Source organism: Qipengyuania marisflavi (genome assembly GCF_005884405.1).
Lineage (GTDB): Bacteria > Pseudomonadota > Alphaproteobacteria > Sphingomonadales > Sphingomonadaceae > Qipengyuania > Qipengyuania marisflavi.
Genome location: NZ_VCAO01000001.1, coordinates 210260 through 227198, shown reverse-complemented (window position 1 = coordinate 227198; position 16939 = coordinate 210260). Strand labels below are relative to the sequence as shown.

Below are 16939 nucleotides of genomic sequence, written 5' to 3'. Positions count from 1 at the left end.
GGACTGAGGGGGCGGAGGAGGGGCTCCCTCCCCCCCTCAGGCGTATCCGATTGCTGGATCAGCGGGCCAGACGCCCGAAACATGCCTTGCCGGCATAGAATGCACTATCACCCAGCTCTTCCTCGATGCGCATCAGCTGGTTGTATTTCGCAAGCCGGTCAGAACGCGCCAGGCTGCCGGTTTTGATCTGCCCGCAATTGGTCGCCACCGCGAGGTCTGCGATAGTTGCATCCTCGGTTTCGCCCGAACGATGGCTCATAACCGCAGTATAGCCCGCCCGCTGCGCAATGCTGACCGCATCCAATGTCTCTGACAATGTGCCGATCTGGTTGACTTTGACCAGCAGCGAATTTGCCAGCCCGTCAGCAATCCCGTCGCGCAGGCGCACCGGGTTGGTCACGAACAGATCATCGCCCACCAGCTGGATCGTGTCACCGATCCGCTCAGTCAGCGCCTTCCAGCCTGCAAAATCGTCTTCAGCCATTCCGTCTTCGATCGACTGGATGGGATAGTCGCGGCACAGCCGATCAAGATATTCGGCCATTTGTGGGCCGTCCAGCGAGAGCTTTTCGCCAGAAATCTCGTACTTGCCGTCTCTGAAGAACTCGGTCGAGGCGCAGTCGAGCGCCAGCACGATGTCCTCGCCTGGCTTGAAACCGGCCTGTTCGATCGAACCCATTATGAAATCGAGCGCCGCGCGGGTGCTGGCCAGATCCGGCGCAAACCCGCCTTCATCGCCCACCGAAGTCGACAGCCCTTTTTCGTGGAGCTTCTTTTTCAGCGTATGGAATACTTCGGCACCCCAGCGCACTGCCTCGGACAGACTGTCGGCCCCCACCGGCATGATCATGAATTCCTGGATGTCGATGGGGTTATCGGCATGCTCGCCGCCGTTGATGATGTTCATCATTGGCACCGGCAGGACGTGCGCAGAGACCCCGCCGATATAGCTGTAAAGCGGCAAACCGCGCGCCGCCGCTGCGGCCTTGGCCACTGCCATGCTGGTGCCCAGGATTGCATTGGCCCCGATGCGCGCCTTGTTCGGCGCGCCATCCAGATCGATCATCACCTGGTCGACATCGCGCTGATCCTCGGCATCGACGCCCAGTACCGCGTCGGCGATCTCGGTATTGACCGCATCGACTGCTTTCATGACCCCCTTGCCCATATAGCGGTCCATGTCGCCATCGCGCAGTTCAACCGCCTCATGCGCGCCGGTTGAGGCGCCCGAAGGCACCGCAGCGCGGCCAAAACTGCCATCTTCCAGCAGCACGTCGACTTCGACTGTCGGGTTGCCGCGGCTGTCAAGAATCTCGCGGGCGTGGATGTCGATTATTGCGGTCATGGTGGGGCAGACTCCGGACAAAGGTGTTGTAATATGGTAAGACACCCCCAATCTGGGAGTTTGCAGCGCTGTATTCGCCGGAACATTGCCGCGCAAGTTGCGTTGCAACATAGAACTCCCGGTTCATCGCGCAGCCGGATATGACCAGGATTTGATGGCAAGGATAGAACCGATGGCAGAAACCACCGCATCTGGCGCTCCGAAAAAGCGCAAACCGACCGCCCCGAAAAAATCAACAGGCGCCGCCAAGCCGCAGAAGACCGTGGCAAAAAAAGGCGCAGCGAAGGAAACCGTAGCAATGACAGACACACTGACCCCCGCAACGCCTGTGACCCCCACGACCCCGGCACCGGGCAGCGAAGCCAAATCGCGGTTCAATGCCGCGCTTGAAGAAGCCAAGGCAGGTGCTGCGGCTCTGAAAACCGAAGCAGGCCAGAAGGCCGGTGCCTATCGCGAACAGGCCAAGGGCAAGGGCGAAGACTGGATCGCCGAGGCGAAGTCCTATGGCGCAGATGCCAAGGTCAAGGGCAAGGAGCTTGCGGTAGAAGGCAAGGTCAAGGCCAGCGAAGGTATCCGCTCGCTGGGTCAGGTCGTTTCTGAAAACGCCCATGTCGTGGACGAGAAGCTGGGTGCAAAATATGGCGATTATGCCCGCACCGCCTCGCGCACGCTGAGCGAAACCGCCGACAAGCTCGATCAGAAGAGCGTTGACGAACTGGGCGAAGATGCTCGCGAGATGGTTCGCAAGAGCCCGGCTGCTGCCGTGGGTATCGCAGCCTTTGTCGGCTTCATGCTCTCGCGCCTGTTCCGCGGTTCGCGTTAAGGCGTGATGCACGGCGGGGGACCAGGATGACGGACGAAACTGAAGCGGCGGCCACAGCGCCGCCGCCTCCCATCGACCTACCCGACGATCACGAGCCGCCAGAACAGGGCGACGGAACCCAGTTCCGTCGCTCGCTGGTGGACGATCTGTTGGCTCTGTTCGATGACGGCAAGACCTATGCCGAGGCTGAGTTGCGCTATCAGCGCGGCCGGGCCGGTTTCGCTGCCAATCGGGTCAAATATGCGCTGGCGTATGGGCTTGCTGCTTTCGGTGTGTTGCACCTTGCGCTGATCGGCCTGACCGTCGGGCTGGTGATCGCCCTCGCTCCGCTTATCGGCGGGTGGGCAGCCACGGCGATTGTGGTCATCGGGCTGATCGCACTGGGCGTAATGCTGTTGCAGATGCTGAAATCGAAGATCGATGACATTCGCAATATCTATTCGGACAAAGCGCCATGAGTGACCCCCTGACCCGTATTCGCGACGACAAATATCTGCGCGATGCCGCGCGCACGCTGGTCGATGCGGATATTCAGCATCTGCGCTATGGATTGACACATCAGGGGTTGACCGGCCGCGTGATGGGCTGGCTCAAGGACGGCGCCAGCGAGGTCTATGAAGAGGCGCTGGATGTGGCGGCCGACAACAAGGGGGCGCTTGCCGCTTTGCTGGCCGCAGTTGCCCTGTGGTTTGCGCGCAATCCGCTGCTGTCATTGTTTGGTATTGAACATGACGAGAGCGATGAAGACGACGCTTAGACAGCCCCCCGGAACGCTAAGACCGTTTCGCGAGTAGATTATTTATACGAATTCGAATGGAGAATTGCCATGAACCAGGTCGCCAATGACACCGGGCCCGCTTCCGACGCTGACAAACGCGAACAGCTGCGCGCCAAAATCGAAACTGCCGAGCAGCGCAATGCTGAACGCACATTCGCAGATACCGCGCGCGAAGCGGCTGACACCGCCACCGATTTCGTCAAACGCCATCCTGTTGCGACCATCGCCGGTGCAGTCGTCGCTGGGCTTGCAATTGGCGCGATGACCAAGCCGGGCCGCCGCCTAACCAAGCGCGGCGGCGTGCTTGCTGCCATCGCTGCCGAGGCCGCAATGGCATACGGTATGAAAGCGCTCGACGGGGCTGGCGATCTGGCAAAGACTGCAGGCTCTACGCTGGGCGATTTGTCTGAGGATGTGGGTTCGCAGGCGCGTTCACTGGGCCGTGATGCCCTGTCGCGGGCCGATGGTGCCGGTGATATCCTGCGCGACTCGGCGCGCAAGCTTGCCAACACCTCGGCGCGCACCATTCAGGACGCGCGCAAACGCATTTCGCGCTAGGGCTTTCGCCAGTTTCGCAAATTTCAGCGGCGCGCCGGGCTTGCCTGTCGCGCCGCTTTCGTTATGGCGCGCCGCAATCCCTTCCCCAGCCAGGAAAGCAAACATCATGGAAAAGACCGAAACCCGGCAGAACCTCTATCTGGTCATGGGCGGCCGCGTGTCCGACCCGCGCAGCATCACCTTTCAGGACCCCGAGAGCATTCATGTTGCCGGTGTGTTCGACGATTACGACAATGCTGAAAACGCTTGGCGCGCCAATGCGCAGCGCACGGTTGACGATGCCGAAATGAAATATGTCATTGTCCACCTGCACAAGCTGCTCGATCCGGCAGCCTGAGCATGGCGGCAAGGGGGGCGCACCGGTTGCGCCCCCGCTTGCGGCTTAGATAAACTCGATTTTCTCGACGAGATACGACTTGTCACCCGAAGGCACGGTCACTTCGACCTCTTCGTCGATCTTCCGCCCGATCAGCGCCCGGCCAATGGGGGAATTGTACGAGATCCGCCCGACATTGGCATCCGCCTCAGTCTGACCGACAATCTGGTACTTCACCTGCTTGTCGCTCTCGTCCAGCAAGGTCACCGTTGCGCCGAACACGATCCGGTCGCCCGAAAGCGTCGTGGGATCAATGATCTGCGCGCGGCTGATCTTGTCTTCCAGATCGGCAATGGTCATTTCGACGTGACCCTGCCGCTCCTTCGCGGCGTGGTATTCGGCGTTCTCTGACAGATCGCCATGCGCGCGCGCTTCCTCGATCGCATCGACGATCGTCGGTCGCTCTGCACGCAGAACTTTCAGGTCTGCTGTCAGCCGTTCGTAGCCTTCAGCCAGCATCGGCACTTTATCCATGGCGCCCTAATTCCCTTGTTACGTACCCCTGCCCGGACAATTTCTCAGTGGCCGCTGCCTTGCGGTGCATACCGGCCTTGAATGTCAGGAGGGTAATCCGATTGAATTCTTGTCAGCTATAATAGTCTTGCAACGAGCGCACTTCAAGCTGGCTCGGTGAAACCTCTGCAATTGCCCGCGCTGTGGCCAGCGATGCGGCCGCGGTGGTGTAATAGGGTACCTTGCGATCCAGCGCGCTGGCGCGGATGGATTTGCTGTCCTGCAGCGATTGCCAGCCCTCGGTGGTGTTGAAGATCAGCGCCACTTCGCCATCGATAATGGCGTCGACAATATGCGGGCGACCCTCGGCCACCTTGTTGACCCGCTCGACCGCCAGACCCTGATCGGCAAGGAAGCTCTGCGTGCCGCCGGTGGCGATAACGCGAAAACCCTGGTTCAGCAGCGTCTTGATCGCGGGCAGAATCACCTGTTTGTCACTGTCTTTCACAGATACGAACAGCGTTCCTTCGCGCGGCGGGATCATCCCGGCACCAAGTTGGGCCTTGAGGAAGGCAGCGGGGAAATCTCTATCAATTCCCATGACTTCGCCGGTGGACTTCATTTCCGGTGACAGCACGGGGTCGGCACCGGGGAAGCGGTTGAAGGGGAACACCGCCTCTTTCACGGCCATATGGTCGGGATTGAGATTGAACGGTTCAAAAGATGACAACGGCTCGCCAGCCATCACCCGCGCCGCGATCTTGGCGATGGGGCGGCCGATGGCCTTGGCAACGAAGGGCACCGTGCGGCTGGCGCGCGGATTGACCTCAATCAGGAACACCTCGCCATTTTGCACGGCGAATTGCACATTCATCAACCCGCGCACTTCCAGCGCCACGGCCAGCGCCTCGGCCTGCCGCTCCATCTCGGCGATGATATCGGCGGGCAGGCTGTAGGGCGGCAGAGTGCACGCGCTGTCGCCCGAGTGCACCCCGGCCTCCTCGATATGCTGCATCACGCCAGCAATGCGGACTTCGCTGCCGTCGCTGATCACATCGACATCGCATTCCACCGCATCGCGCAGATATTGGTCGACCAGCACCGGACTGTCGCCTGATACATTCACCGCCGTGGCGATATAGTCATCCAGCTGCGCCTCGGAATCGACGATCTCCATCGCGCGCCCGCCCAGCACATAGCTGGGGCGCAGCAGTACCGGATAGCCAATCCGCGCCGCCACCGCAGCGGCCTCGTCCCGGCTCTTGGCAATGCCGTTTTCGGGCTGCTTCAGCTTCAATTTGTCGACCAGCTTGGCAAAGCGTTCGCGGTCTTCGGCCAGATCGATAGCATCGGGGCTGGTGCCCAGTATCGGGATACCCGCGTCCTCCAGCGCCTGCGCCAGCTTGAGCGGGGTTTGCCCGCCGAACTGCACGATCACGCCGACAACTTCTCCCCGGCTCATTTCGACGCGCAGGATTTCCAGCACGTCTTCCTCGGTCAGCGGCTCGAAATAGAGGCGGTCTGAGGTGTCGTAATCGGTGGATACGGTTTCCGGATTGCAATTGACCATGATCGTTTCAAACCCGGCTTCGGCCAAGGCGAAACAGGCGTGGACGCAGCAATAATCGAACTCGATGCCCTGTCCGATGCGGTTGGGTCCGCCGCCCAGAATCACGATCTTGCGGCGGTCGGATGGTTCGGCCTCGTCCTCCGGCTCACCAAAGCTGGGCGCTTCATAGGTCGAGTACATATAGGGCGTGACGGCTTCAAACTCGGCGGCGCAGCTGTCGATGCGTTTGTAAACCGGGTAAACGCCCAGCTTGCGGCGCAGCTTGCGCACCTCGTCCTCGCTGGTGGCGCCCGCCATCGCGCGCAATGCGTCGTGCAGCAGGCCCGAACGGCGCGCCTGCGTTTCGCCCATGCCGCCGGCAACACCCACTGAACGTACGGCCAGCGTCGCAAGGCGCTTGTCTGAGAAGCCCATCGCCTTGAGGCGGCGCATCTCGGCCGCATCGCGCGGCAGGCCGTTATGGCCGATCATCGATTCTTCATAGACGATGGCTTCGATCTGGCGAAGGAACCACGGGTCGAAGCCGGTGATCGGCTGGATATCCTCGACGCTCAGCCCTTCCCTGAAACCCTGCGCGATCTTGAGAATGCGGTCGGGGGTGCGTTGGCTGAGCGCCGCGAACAGCTGGTCGCGCGGTACGCCCTCCAGCTCCGGCACGCGGTTGAACCCGTCGAGCCCGGTTTCCAGCCCGCGCAGCGCCTTCTGCATCGATTCGGCGAAGCAGCGCCCGATGGCCATCACCTCGCCTACCGACTTCATCGCGGTCGATAGCTCGATCTTGGCGCCCTTGAACTTCTCGAAGGCGAAGCGGGGGATCTTGGTGACCACATAATCGATGGTGGGTTCGAAACTGGCGGGGGTGGCGCCGGTAATCTCGTTCTGAATCTCGTCGAGAGTGTATCCCACCGCCAGCTTGGCCGCGACGCGCGCGATGGGAAATCCGGTGGCCTTGGATGCCAGCGCCGATGAGCGCGAGACACGCGGGTTCATCTCGATCACGATCAGCCGTCCGTCAGTTGGATTGACTGCGAACTGTACGTTGGAACCACCTGTTTCCACGCCAATTTCACGCAGCACAGCAATGCTGGCACTGCGCATGATCTGGTATTCCTTGTCGGTCAGCGTCAACGCCGGGGCGACGGTGATCGAATCGCCGGTGTGAACGCCCATCGGATCGACATTCTCGATGGCGCAGATGATGATGCAATTGTCCTTGCGGTCGCGCACCACCTCCATCTCGAACTCTTTCCAGCCGAGCAGCGATTCCTCGATCAGCACCTCGTCAGTGGGCGAGGCATCCAGCCCCTCGCGCACGATCCGTTCAAATTCGGCCTTGTTATAGGCAATCCCGCCGCCCGTGCCGCCCAGTGTGAAGCTGGGCCGGATGATGGAGGGCAGTCCGGTGCGTTCGAGCACTTCGTAAGCCTGGTCGACCGAATGCGCGATGCCGCTGCGGGCGCTTTCCAGCCCGATCTTATCCATCGCATCGCGGAATTTCTGGCGGTCCTCGGCCTTGTCGATGGCCTCGGCATCGGCACCGATCATCTGCACGCCGAACTTCTCCAGCACCCCCATCTTGTCGAGCGACAACGCGCAGTTCAGCGCGGTCTGCCCGCCCATCGTCGGCAGCACCGCATCGGGCCGCTCTTTCTCGATGATCTTGGCGACGATCTCGGGCGTGATCGGCTCGATATAGGTGGCGTCGGCCATTTCGGGATCGGTCATGATCGTGGCTGGGTTGGAGTTGACCAGAATGACCCGGTATCCCTCCTCGCGCAGCGCCTTGATCGCCTGCGTGCCGGAATAGTCGAACTCGCAAGCCTGACCGATGATGATCGGACCAGCGCCAATGACGAGGATCGAGGAGATGTCAGTGCGTTTGGGCATTAAGCTATCAACTTTATGATCTCGAAGGCTAGAAAAAATGCTGCCGATATATTCCCAATATCAGTCAGCGTGCTTTTGATCGTATCCCAAGGGGGGCTAGGAGCTTCGGCCATCGCTAATGTCGCTGTCATCATCGCCTTTGCTTGGCTTTTTTCCTCGTTTGATAATTCGGCCAGATCAACAATTGCGGATAATTCGCGTAATTTTTTTACGATCTGCGCCTGCTTTTCTTCTCCGATCGCGAGCTTGTTTGTTGGCGGAACCAACTCTTCTGTTCGTCCTTCGAAATAATTTAATCCATCTACGGTTATCTCAAATCGATCCCGAACCCCACGCTTCGGAGAAATGACCAGACCTCTGTTAATCAATTCGTCAAGGATAATTCTCGCAACAGCTGGGGGCAGAGGCCGTTGAACTAATTCGTTTATTCGAGGAATTGTGAGACTGGCATCGGTGCTTTTTCTGTCATTTGCCCTTGACCATAGCACCGCCAATACATCTAATTCTTCAGAATTCGGCGGATCGATGCTCACCCCAACATCCCCACAAACTTCTCGAAGATGTAGAAACTATCCTGCGGCCCCGGACTTGCCTCCGGGTGATACTGCACCCCAAACGCCTTCTTGCCCTTGATCGCAATCCCGCAATTCGTCCCGTCGAACAGCGAAACGTGGGTCTGCTCCACCCCCTCGGGCAAGGTCTCGCCATCAATGGCGAAGCCGTGGTTCATGCTGGTGATCTCGACGAGGCCTTCGCTCTCGCCCCACCCTTCCCCGACACGCTGGACCGGGTGGTTGGCGCCGCGGTGGCCCTGGAACATCTTGGCGGTTTTCGCGCCTGCTGCGATGCCGAGCATCTGATGCCCCAGACAGATCCCGAACAGCGGTGTTCCGGCCTCGATCAAGCGCTTGATTGACGGCACGGCATACACGCCCGTCGCCGCCGGATCGCCCGGACCGTTGGACAGGAACACGCCGTCAGGCTTCAATGCCATGATTTCTTCAAAGCTGGTTCGCGCCGGAACCACGGTGACTTTCGCGCCTGCCTGCACCAGATTGCGAAATATGTTGTCCTTCGCGCCATAGTCGATGGCGACCACGTGGGGCTTGCTGTGCGCGCCCTCGCCATAGCCGAAGCCGAGCTGCCAATTGCTGCTGCGCCAGTCCTGATGCTCGGCGCGGGTCACGCCGGGGACCAGGTCCATCCCCTCCAGCCCTGCCCACTCGGCGGCCTGCCTTTTCAATGACTTGAGGTCGAACTTGCCGCTGGGCGAATGTGTGATCACGGCGTTCGGTGCGCCATTGGTGCGCACACGGCGGGTCAGCGCGCGGGTATCAACGCCCGAAATGCCGATCTTGCCGTGATCCCGCATCCAGTCCGCAAATTCGTTCATGGCGCGGAAATTGGAATGCCGTGTGACCTCCTGCCGAACAATGCATCCCACCGCGCCCAGCCCGCGGCTTTCCACGTCTTCATCATTCGCGCCAACGTTACCGATATGGGGAAAAGTGAAAGTAACCACCTGCGCGGCGTATGACGGGTCGGTCATCACTTCCTGATAGCCGGTCATCGCGGTGTTGAAGCAAACTTCGCCCACCGCGTTGCCACTGGCTCCGAAGCCTTTGCCCCAAACCACTGTTCCGTCTGCAAAAACTATGCAGCCGGTGGCTCCGGATGGTTGCGCGTGGGAATATGCGGACAGGGCCATTTGGCGCTCCGTTAAACAGGGGATTTCCAGCGATGTGTGCTAAGCCCTGTCGGCTAGAGACGGTTGGGCATCACGTCAAGCGGAACACTTGGCTTTGCGGTGCACTGGTCTATGAAACCGGCAAACCATCCACAGGTTAGAAAATTCGAGGGACCATGCTGCGCGAGAAGATCCAGAGTGAAACCGTCACCGCCATGAAGGCCAAGGACAAGGAGCGGCTGGCCGCACTGCGTCTGGTCGGCGCCAAGATCAAGGATCGCGATATCGAACTGCGCACGTCGGACAAGAAGCCCGATGATGAGGAGCTGGTCACCGACGTGCTGACCAAGATGGCCAAACAGCGGCGGGAATCGATCGAGATGTATGACGCTGGCGACCGCAAGGAACTGGCCGACAAGGAACGTGCCGAGTTGGCAGTGATCGAAGAATTCCTGCCCCAGCAGCTGAGCGAAACCGACACCAAGGCCGAGATTGCCGCCATCAAGGCGGAATTGAATGCCGCAGGAATGAAAGACATGGGCCGCGTTATGGCCGAACTGAAATCGCGCCACGGCGCCGCGCTCGACATGAGCCGGGCCAGCGCTCTGGTAAAGGAAGCCCTCGCGTGAAACAGATTCTCTTTGCAGCTCCCATCCTGATGCTGGCCGCTTGCGGCGAAACCACAAATACCGAAGTCACCGATGTCGAGGCACCCCTGGCCAGCAATGGCGAGCTGGCGGCGGCTGCCGCTGCCCTGCCCGCTGGCGACTTCCTCGATCTGGTGCTGGGCGCCAAGATCGTCGGCCCTCAAGGTGACGAGGTTGAAGGTGCGCTTTCGACCAATGAAGGCAATTTTGCCGACATCCGTTCCTTCGTGGCCTGTCCCGAGGGGATGACCAAATGCGACCCCAAGACCGCGCCCGCTGGCACGATCTACACCTATGTCCACGTGGTTTATCCGGGTGAAGACAATCAGAGCAGCACCGGTAGCGGCGAAGGCAATGACAGTTCGGACATCGAACGCGCCACCGCCTTTCGCATGATCCGCCCGGCGCATGGCTTCACCGGCACCGCAGGCTACAGCAAGGATGAAGTGCTGGGCGCGATTGGTCCCAAGGCCGATGTCGCGATCACCTGCGATGCGGGCGAGCTGGTCTGGACGGTCAGCGCCGGCGATGGCGGCAACCAGTGGGAACAGGCCGAGCCGGTGACGTTCTACTGGCAGTCCACCCTGCCCCCCGCCGGCCCGGCAGACGCCTATGCCATCGACGCCAATTACACGCAGGCGAAAGGCCCCGGCCCCTACCCCGCCGAAACCGCCGGTGCGACCAATGCTTGCCTGGACGAAAGCAACTGAGGATCAATGTAACGTGACGTACCGGACCGCCTGTTCAACCTTGCTGCTGATCGCGCTGGCCGGATGCGGCTCGCCCGAGCCTGAGCCCACGCCCACCCCAACTGCGACGGTCGCCGCGCCGCGCACTCTGGTGGGTGCGGAGCTGGATTTCTCCACGCTCGGCGCCAAGATCGAAGGCCCTCAGGGCACGGAGATCGAAACGGTACTGAGCGCGGGCAATCGGACTCTGGGCAAGATGACCAGCTATGTGGCGTGCCCCGGAGGGACCGACGTTTGCGAGCCGGGGACGATGCCTGAAAACACGGTCTACACCTATGTCCACAGCATCACTCTGGCTGAGCGCGACGATGATGCCGAGCCGCAACCGGCGGACGGTCCAGAAGCGGCGGAGGAAACCCCGCCCACGTTGTTCCGCACCACCGCCAAGGCGCGCGGGTTCAACGCGGCAATCGGCTATTCGCGCGATCAGGCGGAACAGGCGCTGGGCGATTCCGATGCTATCACTATCACCTTTGACGCGGAGCAGCTGATCTGGCGTGTCACCAAGGGTGAAGGCTGGAAACCGGGCACCACGATCACCTTCTGGTGGCAATCGACTATCGCTCCAAAAGGACCGGAAAGCGCTTATCTGCTCGAAGTCGATGGCAATCAGGCACGCGCCACAGGCCCCTTCCCGCCTGAGGACAAGCCTGTGGAGGGCAAGCCCCGCAAATAGTCCCCGCAACTAGCCGCGCCGCTGCGCGCGCTGTAAGGTTGGCAGCATGGCGCTCTCCCCCCAATGGCTGGACGAATTGCGGATGCGCGTATCGCTATCTGCGATAATCGGGCGGACGACGCGCCTGCAAAAGGCCGGGCGCGAATTCAAGGCGTGCTGTCCTTTTCACGAGGAAAAGACCCCCAGCTTCACAGTCAACGACGCCAAGGGGTTTTATCACTGCTTCGGCTGCGGCGCGCATGGCGATGCGATCCGCTGGATGACCGACCAGCGCGGGTTGGCTTTTATGGATGCGGTCAAGGAATTGGCGGCAGAGGCCGGGATGGAAGTGCCCGCCCCCGATCCCCGCGCGGCGCAGCAGGCGGAAAAGCGCGCCAGCCTGCATGACGTGACCGCGGCAGCGCAAAGCTGGTTCGCGGCCAATCTGGCCTCACCGGGCGGCGAGCAGGCACGCAGCTATTTGGAGCGGCGCGGCTTTTCCGATACCATCATGCGCGAATTCGGATTCGGTTTTGCGCCGGATGACCGGCAGGCGGTCGGGCGGGCGCTGACGCAATTTGAACAGCCCATGCTGATCGAGGCCGGTCTGCTGATCGCGGTTGAGGACAAGGATCCTTACGACCGCTTCCGTGCGCGGCTGATGCTCCCCATCGAAGATGCGCGCGGGCGGGTTATCGCGTTTGGCGGAAGGATCCTGGCGGCGGACAGCAAAGCGCCTAAGTATCTCAATTCTCCTGACACGCCGTTGTTCGACAAGGGGCGCACGCTTTATAATCTGCACCGCGCCGCGCCCGCTGCACGGCAGACCGGACGGATGATCGTGGTCGAAGGCTATATGGACGCCATCGCGCTGGCCAATGCGGGCATTCGCGAAGTTGTGGCACCGCTGGGCACTGCTTTGACCGAGAACCAGATCGAATTGCTGTGGCGGCAGGTCGAAAGGCCTGTCCTGTGTTTTGACGGAGATAGCGCGGGCCAGCGGGCCGCGATGCGGGCGATCGGCCGGGCGCTGCCCTTGCTGCGTCCCTCGCACTCGCTGGCGATTGTCCAACTGCCCACCGGTATGGATCCCGATGATGTGATCCGCGACAAGGGCACTGCCGCGATAGAGGCCCTGCTGGCCGAACCAGCCAGCCTGCTGGATACGCTGTGGAGCTTTGAACGCGATGCGGTCCCGCTGTCCTCGCCAGAGGACAAGGCCGGACTGAAACAGCGGCTGATCGATCATATCGACACCATCCAGCACCCCGATATTCGCGCGCTGTACAAACGCGAATTGCTTGAACGATTTTCCAGCTTCGCCTTTCCGCCGCGCCCGCCGCGTGAATTTCTCCCGCAGGGGCAATGGAAGAAAGGCAATTTCCCCGCCGCGATTCCTACTGTCACACCAGACGTTGTCGAGCGGCTGAAACGCGCGATGGCTGGCGGTTCGCGGGACCGCTTCGCTACGGCCGTGATCGCCGGACTGGCGCGCTTTCCCGACCAGATATTGCAGCACGAACAAGCGCTGACTGAATACGCCCGCCGTGACCGAAATAGCGGCCCCGCAATAGATTTGCTGCTTGAGAGTGCTGAAAAGCTTGATTTGCACGCGCAATCGACCATATCGCTTGCGCAAGGCCTTCCTGCCCCACCGGACACAACCCGTTACGCCTTCCTTGATGAAGGCACAGAGGCCGGTGAAGCGCGCAAGGATCTGGCCGAAGCCGTATCGCTGCTGGTTGAAAAACCCGCGCTGGAATCCGCTTTGGCGGAGGCGACTGCGCGTTTTGAAAGCGATCCAGAAGGCTCCATGGCAGAACAGTCCCGCCTGCGTGACAGGTTGTTGGCACTGAACGAGCGGTTGAAGCGTTTCGGTCGCAAGAAGGCGGCAACTGAAGGCGAACAAGATATCTAGGCTGGGCGAACGCACCTCTCGTACAGCGCAACAGAATGGACTGAAAAACCCCATGGTCACCAAGTCGAAAGCGAACGACAAGGACGATGCTCCGTTGATCGATCTCAACGAGGCTTCCATCAAGAAGCTGATTACGCAGGCGAAGAAGCGTGGCTACGTCACCTATGACGAGCTGAACGAGGCCCTGCCCTCGGACCAGATGAGCCCCGACCAGATCGAGGACATCCAGACCGCGCTGTCTGAAATGGGCGTCCAGATCGTCGAGAATGACGAAGAAGCGGAAGCCGAGGCCGAGCAGGCTGACGAGGTCGAGGAAATCGCTCCCGCGCCGACCGATACGACTGATGGCGACAAAGAACCTGCCAAAAAGACCATCAACGTCACCAAGAAACTCGCCGCGGGTGAGCGGACCGATGACCCGGTTCGCATGTATCTGCGCGAAATGGGCGCGGTCGAACTGCTCAGCCGCGAAGGCGAAATCGCTATCGCCAAGCGGATCGAAGCTGGCCGAGACATGATGATCATCGGCCTGTGCGAAAGCCCGATCACCTTCCACGCGATCATCCAGTGGTCCGAAGCGCTCAATGCCGAAGAAATGCAGCTGCGCGAGATCCTCGATCTCGACGCGATGCTTTCCAAGGAACCGCCCGCCGACAAGATGACCGACGACGCCGAAGAAGATGACGACGGCGAAATCTCCGAAGAAACCGCTGGCCCCTCGATCCGCGACGATGACGAGGATGAGGACGACGACGAATCCGAAGGCGGCGAAGAGGGCGAAGAAGGCTCCAAGAAGCGCGAGGAAGAGGAAGAAGAAGACAACACCATGTCGCTGGCGCAGATGGAAGCGGCTCTCAAGCCCGACGCCATCGAGCGCTTCGCACGCATCACCGACCTCTTCGAGAAGTTTGAAAAGCTGCAGACCGAGCGTGTCGATACGCTGGGACGCGGTGACGACTTCGCGCCGGCCAAGGAAAAGAAATACGAATCGCTTCGCGAACAGCTCACCGCAGAAGTCGAAAGCGTGCAATTCCACGCGACCAAGATCGAATTTCTGGTCGACAATCTATACGCCTTCAACCGCCGCCTGACCGCGCTGGGCGGCCAGATGCTGCGCCTTGCCGAACGCCACAAGGTCAAGCGGCTCGACTTCCTCGACGCCTATATCGGCAACGAGCTGGACGACGCATGGCTGAAAGCACGCGCCAAGAAAGACAAGAAATGGGCCGCTTTCGCCAAGAACGAAGGCGAGGCCGTTGAACGCATTCGCGCCGAGATTTCCGATATCGCCAGCCAGAGCGGCATGAGCCTGGTCGAATTCCGCCGCATCGTGAACATGGTGCAGAAGAGCGAACGCGAAGCGCGGATCGCCAAGAAGGAAATGGTCGAGGCTAACCTGCGCCTCGTGATTTCCATCGCCAAGAAATATACCAATCGCGGCCTGCAATTCCTCGACCTTATTCAGGAAGGCAATATCGGCCTGATGAAGGCGGTCGACAAATTCGAATACCGCCGTGGTTACAAGTTCAGCACCTATGCGACATGGTGGATTCGTCAGGCGATTACCCGCTCGATCGCCGATCAGGCACGCACGATCCGTATTCCGGTCCACATGATCGAAACGATCAACAAGCTGGTCCGCACCAGCCGCCAGTTCCTGCACGAGGAAGGCCGCGAGCCGACACCGGAGGAAATGGCCGCACGTCTTTCCATGCCGCTGGAAAAGGTCCGCAAGGTGATGAAAATCGCCAAGGAACCCATCAGCCTGGAAACGCCCATCGGTGACGAGGAAGATTCGCACCTTGGTGATTTCATCGAGGACAAGAACGCCATCATTCCGGTGGATGCGGCAATTCAGGCCAACCTCAAGGAAACGGTCACCCGTGTTCTGGCCAGCCTGACCCCCCGCGAAGAACGCGTGCTGCGCATGCGCTTCGGCATCGGCATGAACACCGATCATACGCTTGAGGAAGTGGGCCAGCAATTCAGCGTAACCCGCGAACGGATCCGTCAGATCGAAGCCAAGGCGCTGCGCAAGCTCAAACACCCCAGCCGCTCACGCAAGATGCGCTCGTTCCTGGACCAGTAAGCAGCTTGAATGTTGAACCGTCTCTCCTGGTGTGGGCGGTCTGATTTCAGTTCAGAATGTGTGGATGGCATCAGGCCTTGCAACGCACAGCTTTGGGCAGCGCTGGCAGCTCTTCCGCAATTTCATGTTTGGCCGCGCCCATCATGTGCTGTGCCGCTGCGACCACCGGCATGGGGGCAGCATAGAAATAGCCCTGACCGAAATCGACACCCAGCTCGGCCAGCACCTGTGCTTCCTCCGCAGATTCGACGCCTTCGGCCACCAGTTGCGAGCCAATCGTTCGTGCAAACCGAACCATTGCCGTGGTTAACGCACGCCTGGCAACATCGCGGTGGACGTCGCGTGTCAGGCTCATATCCAGTTTGAGAAGATCCGGTGCCAAATCCACAAGATGCCGCAAACCGGCATAGCCCGCACCCACATCATCGATGGCGATGCGCGCATAGGGTGTCAGGGCACCCAGCGCCCGCTTCAACGCGGCATAATCGCCAACCTGCTGGTGCTCGGTCAGTTCGACGACGAGCTTGCGCCCGCGAAACGGCTCCAACATTTCTACAAGCGCACCGGATAGGACTGTCGCAGGCGAGGCATTGATCGACATGTAACAGTGCGGAGGGAGGTGAGCGGCCGTTTCCAGCGCGTTGCGGATGGCCAGCAGTTCCAGTTCCAGACCAAGTCCGGTTTCGGCAGCTTCGTTAAACCAGCAGTCGGGCCCGCGCTGTCCCGCATCGGGGAAGCGCGCAAGGCATTCCGCTCCGACAGGCTTTCCTGTGGCAAGTGAATGGATCGGCTGATGGACGATATGAAGCGCCTGCCCATCAATGATTTTCCGGATGCGGCCGCGCAGCGAATTGTGACGTTCGTCATGTTCCAGTGTCTGTTCGATTTGCCCCACAGCCAAAGCAGCAAAAGCGCGCAGCACGCCCAGATCGCGGTCGGTCATGGTCCGGTCAGGGGTGCGGCTGAGACAGCAGAAACTGCCGTATATTGTCCCGTCCGCCAGTTTCAATGGCGTATTCAGGTGGCAACCTACGGGCAGAAATTCGGTTATTGCCAGTGTCTGTGCAAAGGGATGATCTGCCGCGTCCTGAATGAGTTCGGGCAAGCGACCTTCGGCAATGTGCCAACAATAGCTGTTCTCACGAGGATCGCGAAAGCCCGGCCCCATTGGCAGGTCCAGATCGGAGCTAACATGAGTCAGCTCCTTTTGCTCACCCTCAACATAGCGCGATACGAAGGCAATTTCAGCTCCCAGATGTTCGCGAACAGCGTCAAGGATACGGTCGATGGATGCATTCTGGAGCGGCGCCTCATCCATCTGAGCAGACGTCAAAAGCGGTGCGAAAGCAGCTGTGGCGTTACTATCCATGCCACCAGAAATAGCGCCGAACACTTAACAGGCAG

16 protein-coding genes are annotated in these 16939 nt (G+C 60.3%); 10 read left to right on the top strand and 6 right to left on the bottom strand.

Annotated features, from left to right (window positions below):
* Positions 1 to 58: 58 nt before the first annotated feature.
* Positions 59 to 1345: a phosphopyruvate hydratase gene (gene eno, locus FEV51_RS01150; protein ID WP_138615398.1), complete on the bottom strand. Its 1287-nt coding sequence runs from the start codon at positions 1343 to 1345 to the stop codon at positions 59 to 61.
* 298 nt (positions 1346 to 1643) lie between these two features.
* On the opposite strand from eno, the gene FEV51_RS01145 reads away from it, so the two are divergent.
* The 5 genes from FEV51_RS01145 to FEV51_RS01125 all read left to right on the top strand — a co-directional run bounded on the left by FEV51_RS01145 (position 1644) and on the right by FEV51_RS01125 (position 3841).
* Positions 1644 to 2168, top strand: coding sequence for a hypothetical protein (locus FEV51_RS01145; RefSeq protein ID WP_246034383.1), 525 nt, complete (start codon positions 1644 to 1646; stop codon positions 2166 to 2168).
* 26 nt (positions 2169 to 2194) lie between these two features.
* Positions 2195 to 2626, top strand: a complete 432-nt coding sequence (locus tag FEV51_RS01140; RefSeq protein ID WP_138615397.1) for a phage holin family protein — start codon at positions 2195 to 2197, stop codon at positions 2624 to 2626.
* Entirely contained in the window at positions 2623 to 2925 is a 303-nt protein-coding gene (locus tag FEV51_RS01135; RefSeq protein ID WP_138615396.1) for a hypothetical protein, read from the top strand. The genes FEV51_RS01140 and FEV51_RS01135 overlap by 4 nt, the downstream gene beginning before the upstream one ends.
* Positions 2926 to 2994: 69 nt before the next feature.
* A complete protein-coding gene (locus FEV51_RS01130; RefSeq protein WP_138615395.1) occupies positions 2995 to 3504 on the top strand; it encodes a hypothetical protein in 510 nt (169 codons plus the stop codon).
* A 106-nt stretch (positions 3505 to 3610) separates the two neighbouring features.
* Positions 3611 to 3841, top strand: a complete 231-nt coding sequence (locus FEV51_RS01125) for a DUF4170 domain-containing protein (RefSeq protein ID WP_138615394.1) — start codon at positions 3611 to 3613, stop codon at positions 3839 to 3841.
* Positions 3842 to 3886: 45 nt separating this feature from the next.
* Here FEV51_RS01125 and greA read toward each other — a convergent pair whose 3' ends face one another.
* The 4 genes from greA to carA all read right to left on the bottom strand — a co-directional run bounded on the left by greA (position 3887) and on the right by carA (position 9498).
* Entirely contained in the window at positions 3887 to 4354 is a 468-nt protein-coding gene (gene greA, locus FEV51_RS01120; RefSeq protein ID WP_138615393.1) for a transcription elongation factor GreA, read from the bottom strand.
* 112 nt (positions 4355 to 4466) lie between these two features.
* On the bottom strand, positions 4467 to 7790 hold the full coding sequence (gene carB, locus FEV51_RS01115) for a carbamoyl-phosphate synthase large subunit (RefSeq protein ID WP_138615392.1): 3324 nt from the start codon (positions 7788 to 7790) through the stop codon (positions 4467 to 4469).
* The gene (locus FEV51_RS01110) at positions 7790 to 8323 is read right to left on the bottom strand and encodes a hypothetical protein (protein WP_138615391.1); all 534 of its coding nucleotides are present in this window, start codon (positions 8321 to 8323) and stop codon (positions 7790 to 7792) included. The genes carB and FEV51_RS01110 overlap by 1 nt, the downstream gene beginning before the upstream one ends.
* The gene (carA, locus tag FEV51_RS01105) at positions 8320 to 9498 is read right to left on the bottom strand and encodes a glutamine-hydrolyzing carbamoyl-phosphate synthase small subunit (protein WP_138615390.1); all 1179 of its coding nucleotides are present in this window, start codon (positions 9496 to 9498) and stop codon (positions 8320 to 8322) included. Before carA ends, FEV51_RS01110 begins: the two co-directional genes overlap by 4 nt.
* A gap of 155 nt (positions 9499 to 9653) precedes the next feature.
* On the opposite strand from carA, the gene FEV51_RS01100 reads away from it, so the two are divergent.
* From FEV51_RS01100 to rpoD, 5 genes are read left to right on the top strand one after another with little or no spacing between them, the layout of a single operon-like run.
* The gene (locus FEV51_RS01100) at positions 9654 to 10106 is read left to right on the top strand and encodes a GatB/YqeY domain-containing protein (RefSeq protein WP_138615389.1); all 453 of its coding nucleotides are present in this window, start codon (positions 9654 to 9656) and stop codon (positions 10104 to 10106) included.
* Entirely contained in the window at positions 10103 to 10834 is a 732-nt protein-coding gene (locus tag FEV51_RS01095; RefSeq protein ID WP_138615388.1) for a hypothetical protein, read from the top strand. Before FEV51_RS01100 ends, FEV51_RS01095 begins: the two co-directional genes overlap by 4 nt.
* A gap of 13 nt (positions 10835 to 10847) precedes the next feature.
* Positions 10848 to 11549, top strand: a complete 702-nt coding sequence (locus tag FEV51_RS01090) for a hypothetical protein (RefSeq protein ID WP_138615387.1) — start codon at positions 10848 to 10850, stop codon at positions 11547 to 11549.
* Positions 11550 to 11595: 46 nt separating this feature from the next.
* Complete coding sequence (gene dnaG, locus FEV51_RS01085; RefSeq protein WP_138615386.1) at positions 11596 to 13446, top strand: DNA primase; 1851 nt, start codon at positions 11596 to 11598, stop codon at positions 13444 to 13446.
* 52 nt (positions 13447 to 13498) lie between these two features.
* Positions 13499 to 15535 carry an RNA polymerase sigma factor RpoD gene (rpoD, locus tag FEV51_RS01080; RefSeq protein WP_138615385.1) on the top strand — a complete coding sequence of 679 codons (2037 nt, stop codon included), beginning with the start codon at positions 13499 to 13501 and terminating at the stop codon, positions 15533 to 15535.
* A gap of 70 nt (positions 15536 to 15605) precedes the next feature.
* On the opposite strand, the gene FEV51_RS01075 is transcribed toward rpoD, so the two are convergent.
* Positions 15606 to 16853, bottom strand: a complete 1248-nt coding sequence (locus FEV51_RS01075) for a sensor domain-containing phosphodiesterase (protein WP_171032999.1) — start codon at positions 16851 to 16853, stop codon at positions 15606 to 15608.
* Positions 16854 to 16939: the final 86 nt, after the last annotated feature.

Excerpts from the sequence above, each read along its gene's own strand:
- dnaG (WP_138615386.1), top strand. The coding sequence starts at position 11,596 with ATGGCGCTCTCCCCCCAATGGCTGGACGAATTGCGGATGCGCGTATCG.
- FEV51_RS01135 (WP_138615396.1), top strand. The coding sequence starts at position 2,623 with ATGAGTGACCCCCTGACCCGTATTCGCGACGACAAATATCTGCGCGAT.
- FEV51_RS01075 (WP_171032999.1), bottom strand. The coding sequence starts at position 16,853 with ATGGATGAGGCGCCGCTCCAGAATGCATCCATCGACCGTATCCTTGAC.
- FEV51_RS01125 (WP_138615394.1), top strand. The coding sequence starts at position 3,611 with ATGGAAAAGACCGAAACCCGGCAGAACCTCTATCTGGTCATGGGCGGC.
- FEV51_RS01140 (WP_138615397.1), top strand. The coding sequence starts at position 2,195 with ATGACGGACGAAACTGAAGCGGCGGCCACAGCGCCGCCGCCTCCCATC.
- greA (WP_138615393.1), bottom strand. The coding sequence starts at position 4,354 with ATGGATAAAGTGCCGATGCTGGCTGAAGGCTACGAACGGCTGACAGCA.
- eno (WP_138615398.1), bottom strand. The coding sequence starts at position 1,345 with ATGACCGCAATAATCGACATCCACGCCCGCGAGATTCTTGACAGCCGC.
- carB (WP_138615392.1), bottom strand. The coding sequence starts at position 7,790 with ATGCCCAAACGCACTGACATCTCCTCGATCCTCGTCATTGGCGCTGGT.
- FEV51_RS01130 (WP_138615395.1), top strand. The coding sequence starts at position 2,995 with ATGAACCAGGTCGCCAATGACACCGGGCCCGCTTCCGACGCTGACAAA.
- FEV51_RS01100 (WP_138615389.1), top strand. The coding sequence starts at position 9,654 with ATGCTGCGCGAGAAGATCCAGAGTGAAACCGTCACCGCCATGAAGGCC.
- rpoD (WP_138615385.1), top strand. The coding sequence starts at position 13,499 with ATGGTCACCAAGTCGAAAGCGAACGACAAGGACGATGCTCCGTTGATC.
- FEV51_RS01145 (WP_246034383.1), top strand. The coding sequence starts at position 1,644 with ATGACAGACACACTGACCCCCGCAACGCCTGTGACCCCCACGACCCCG.
- carA (WP_138615390.1), bottom strand. The coding sequence starts at position 9,498 with ATGGCCCTGTCCGCATATTCCCACGCGCAACCATCCGGAGCCACCGGC.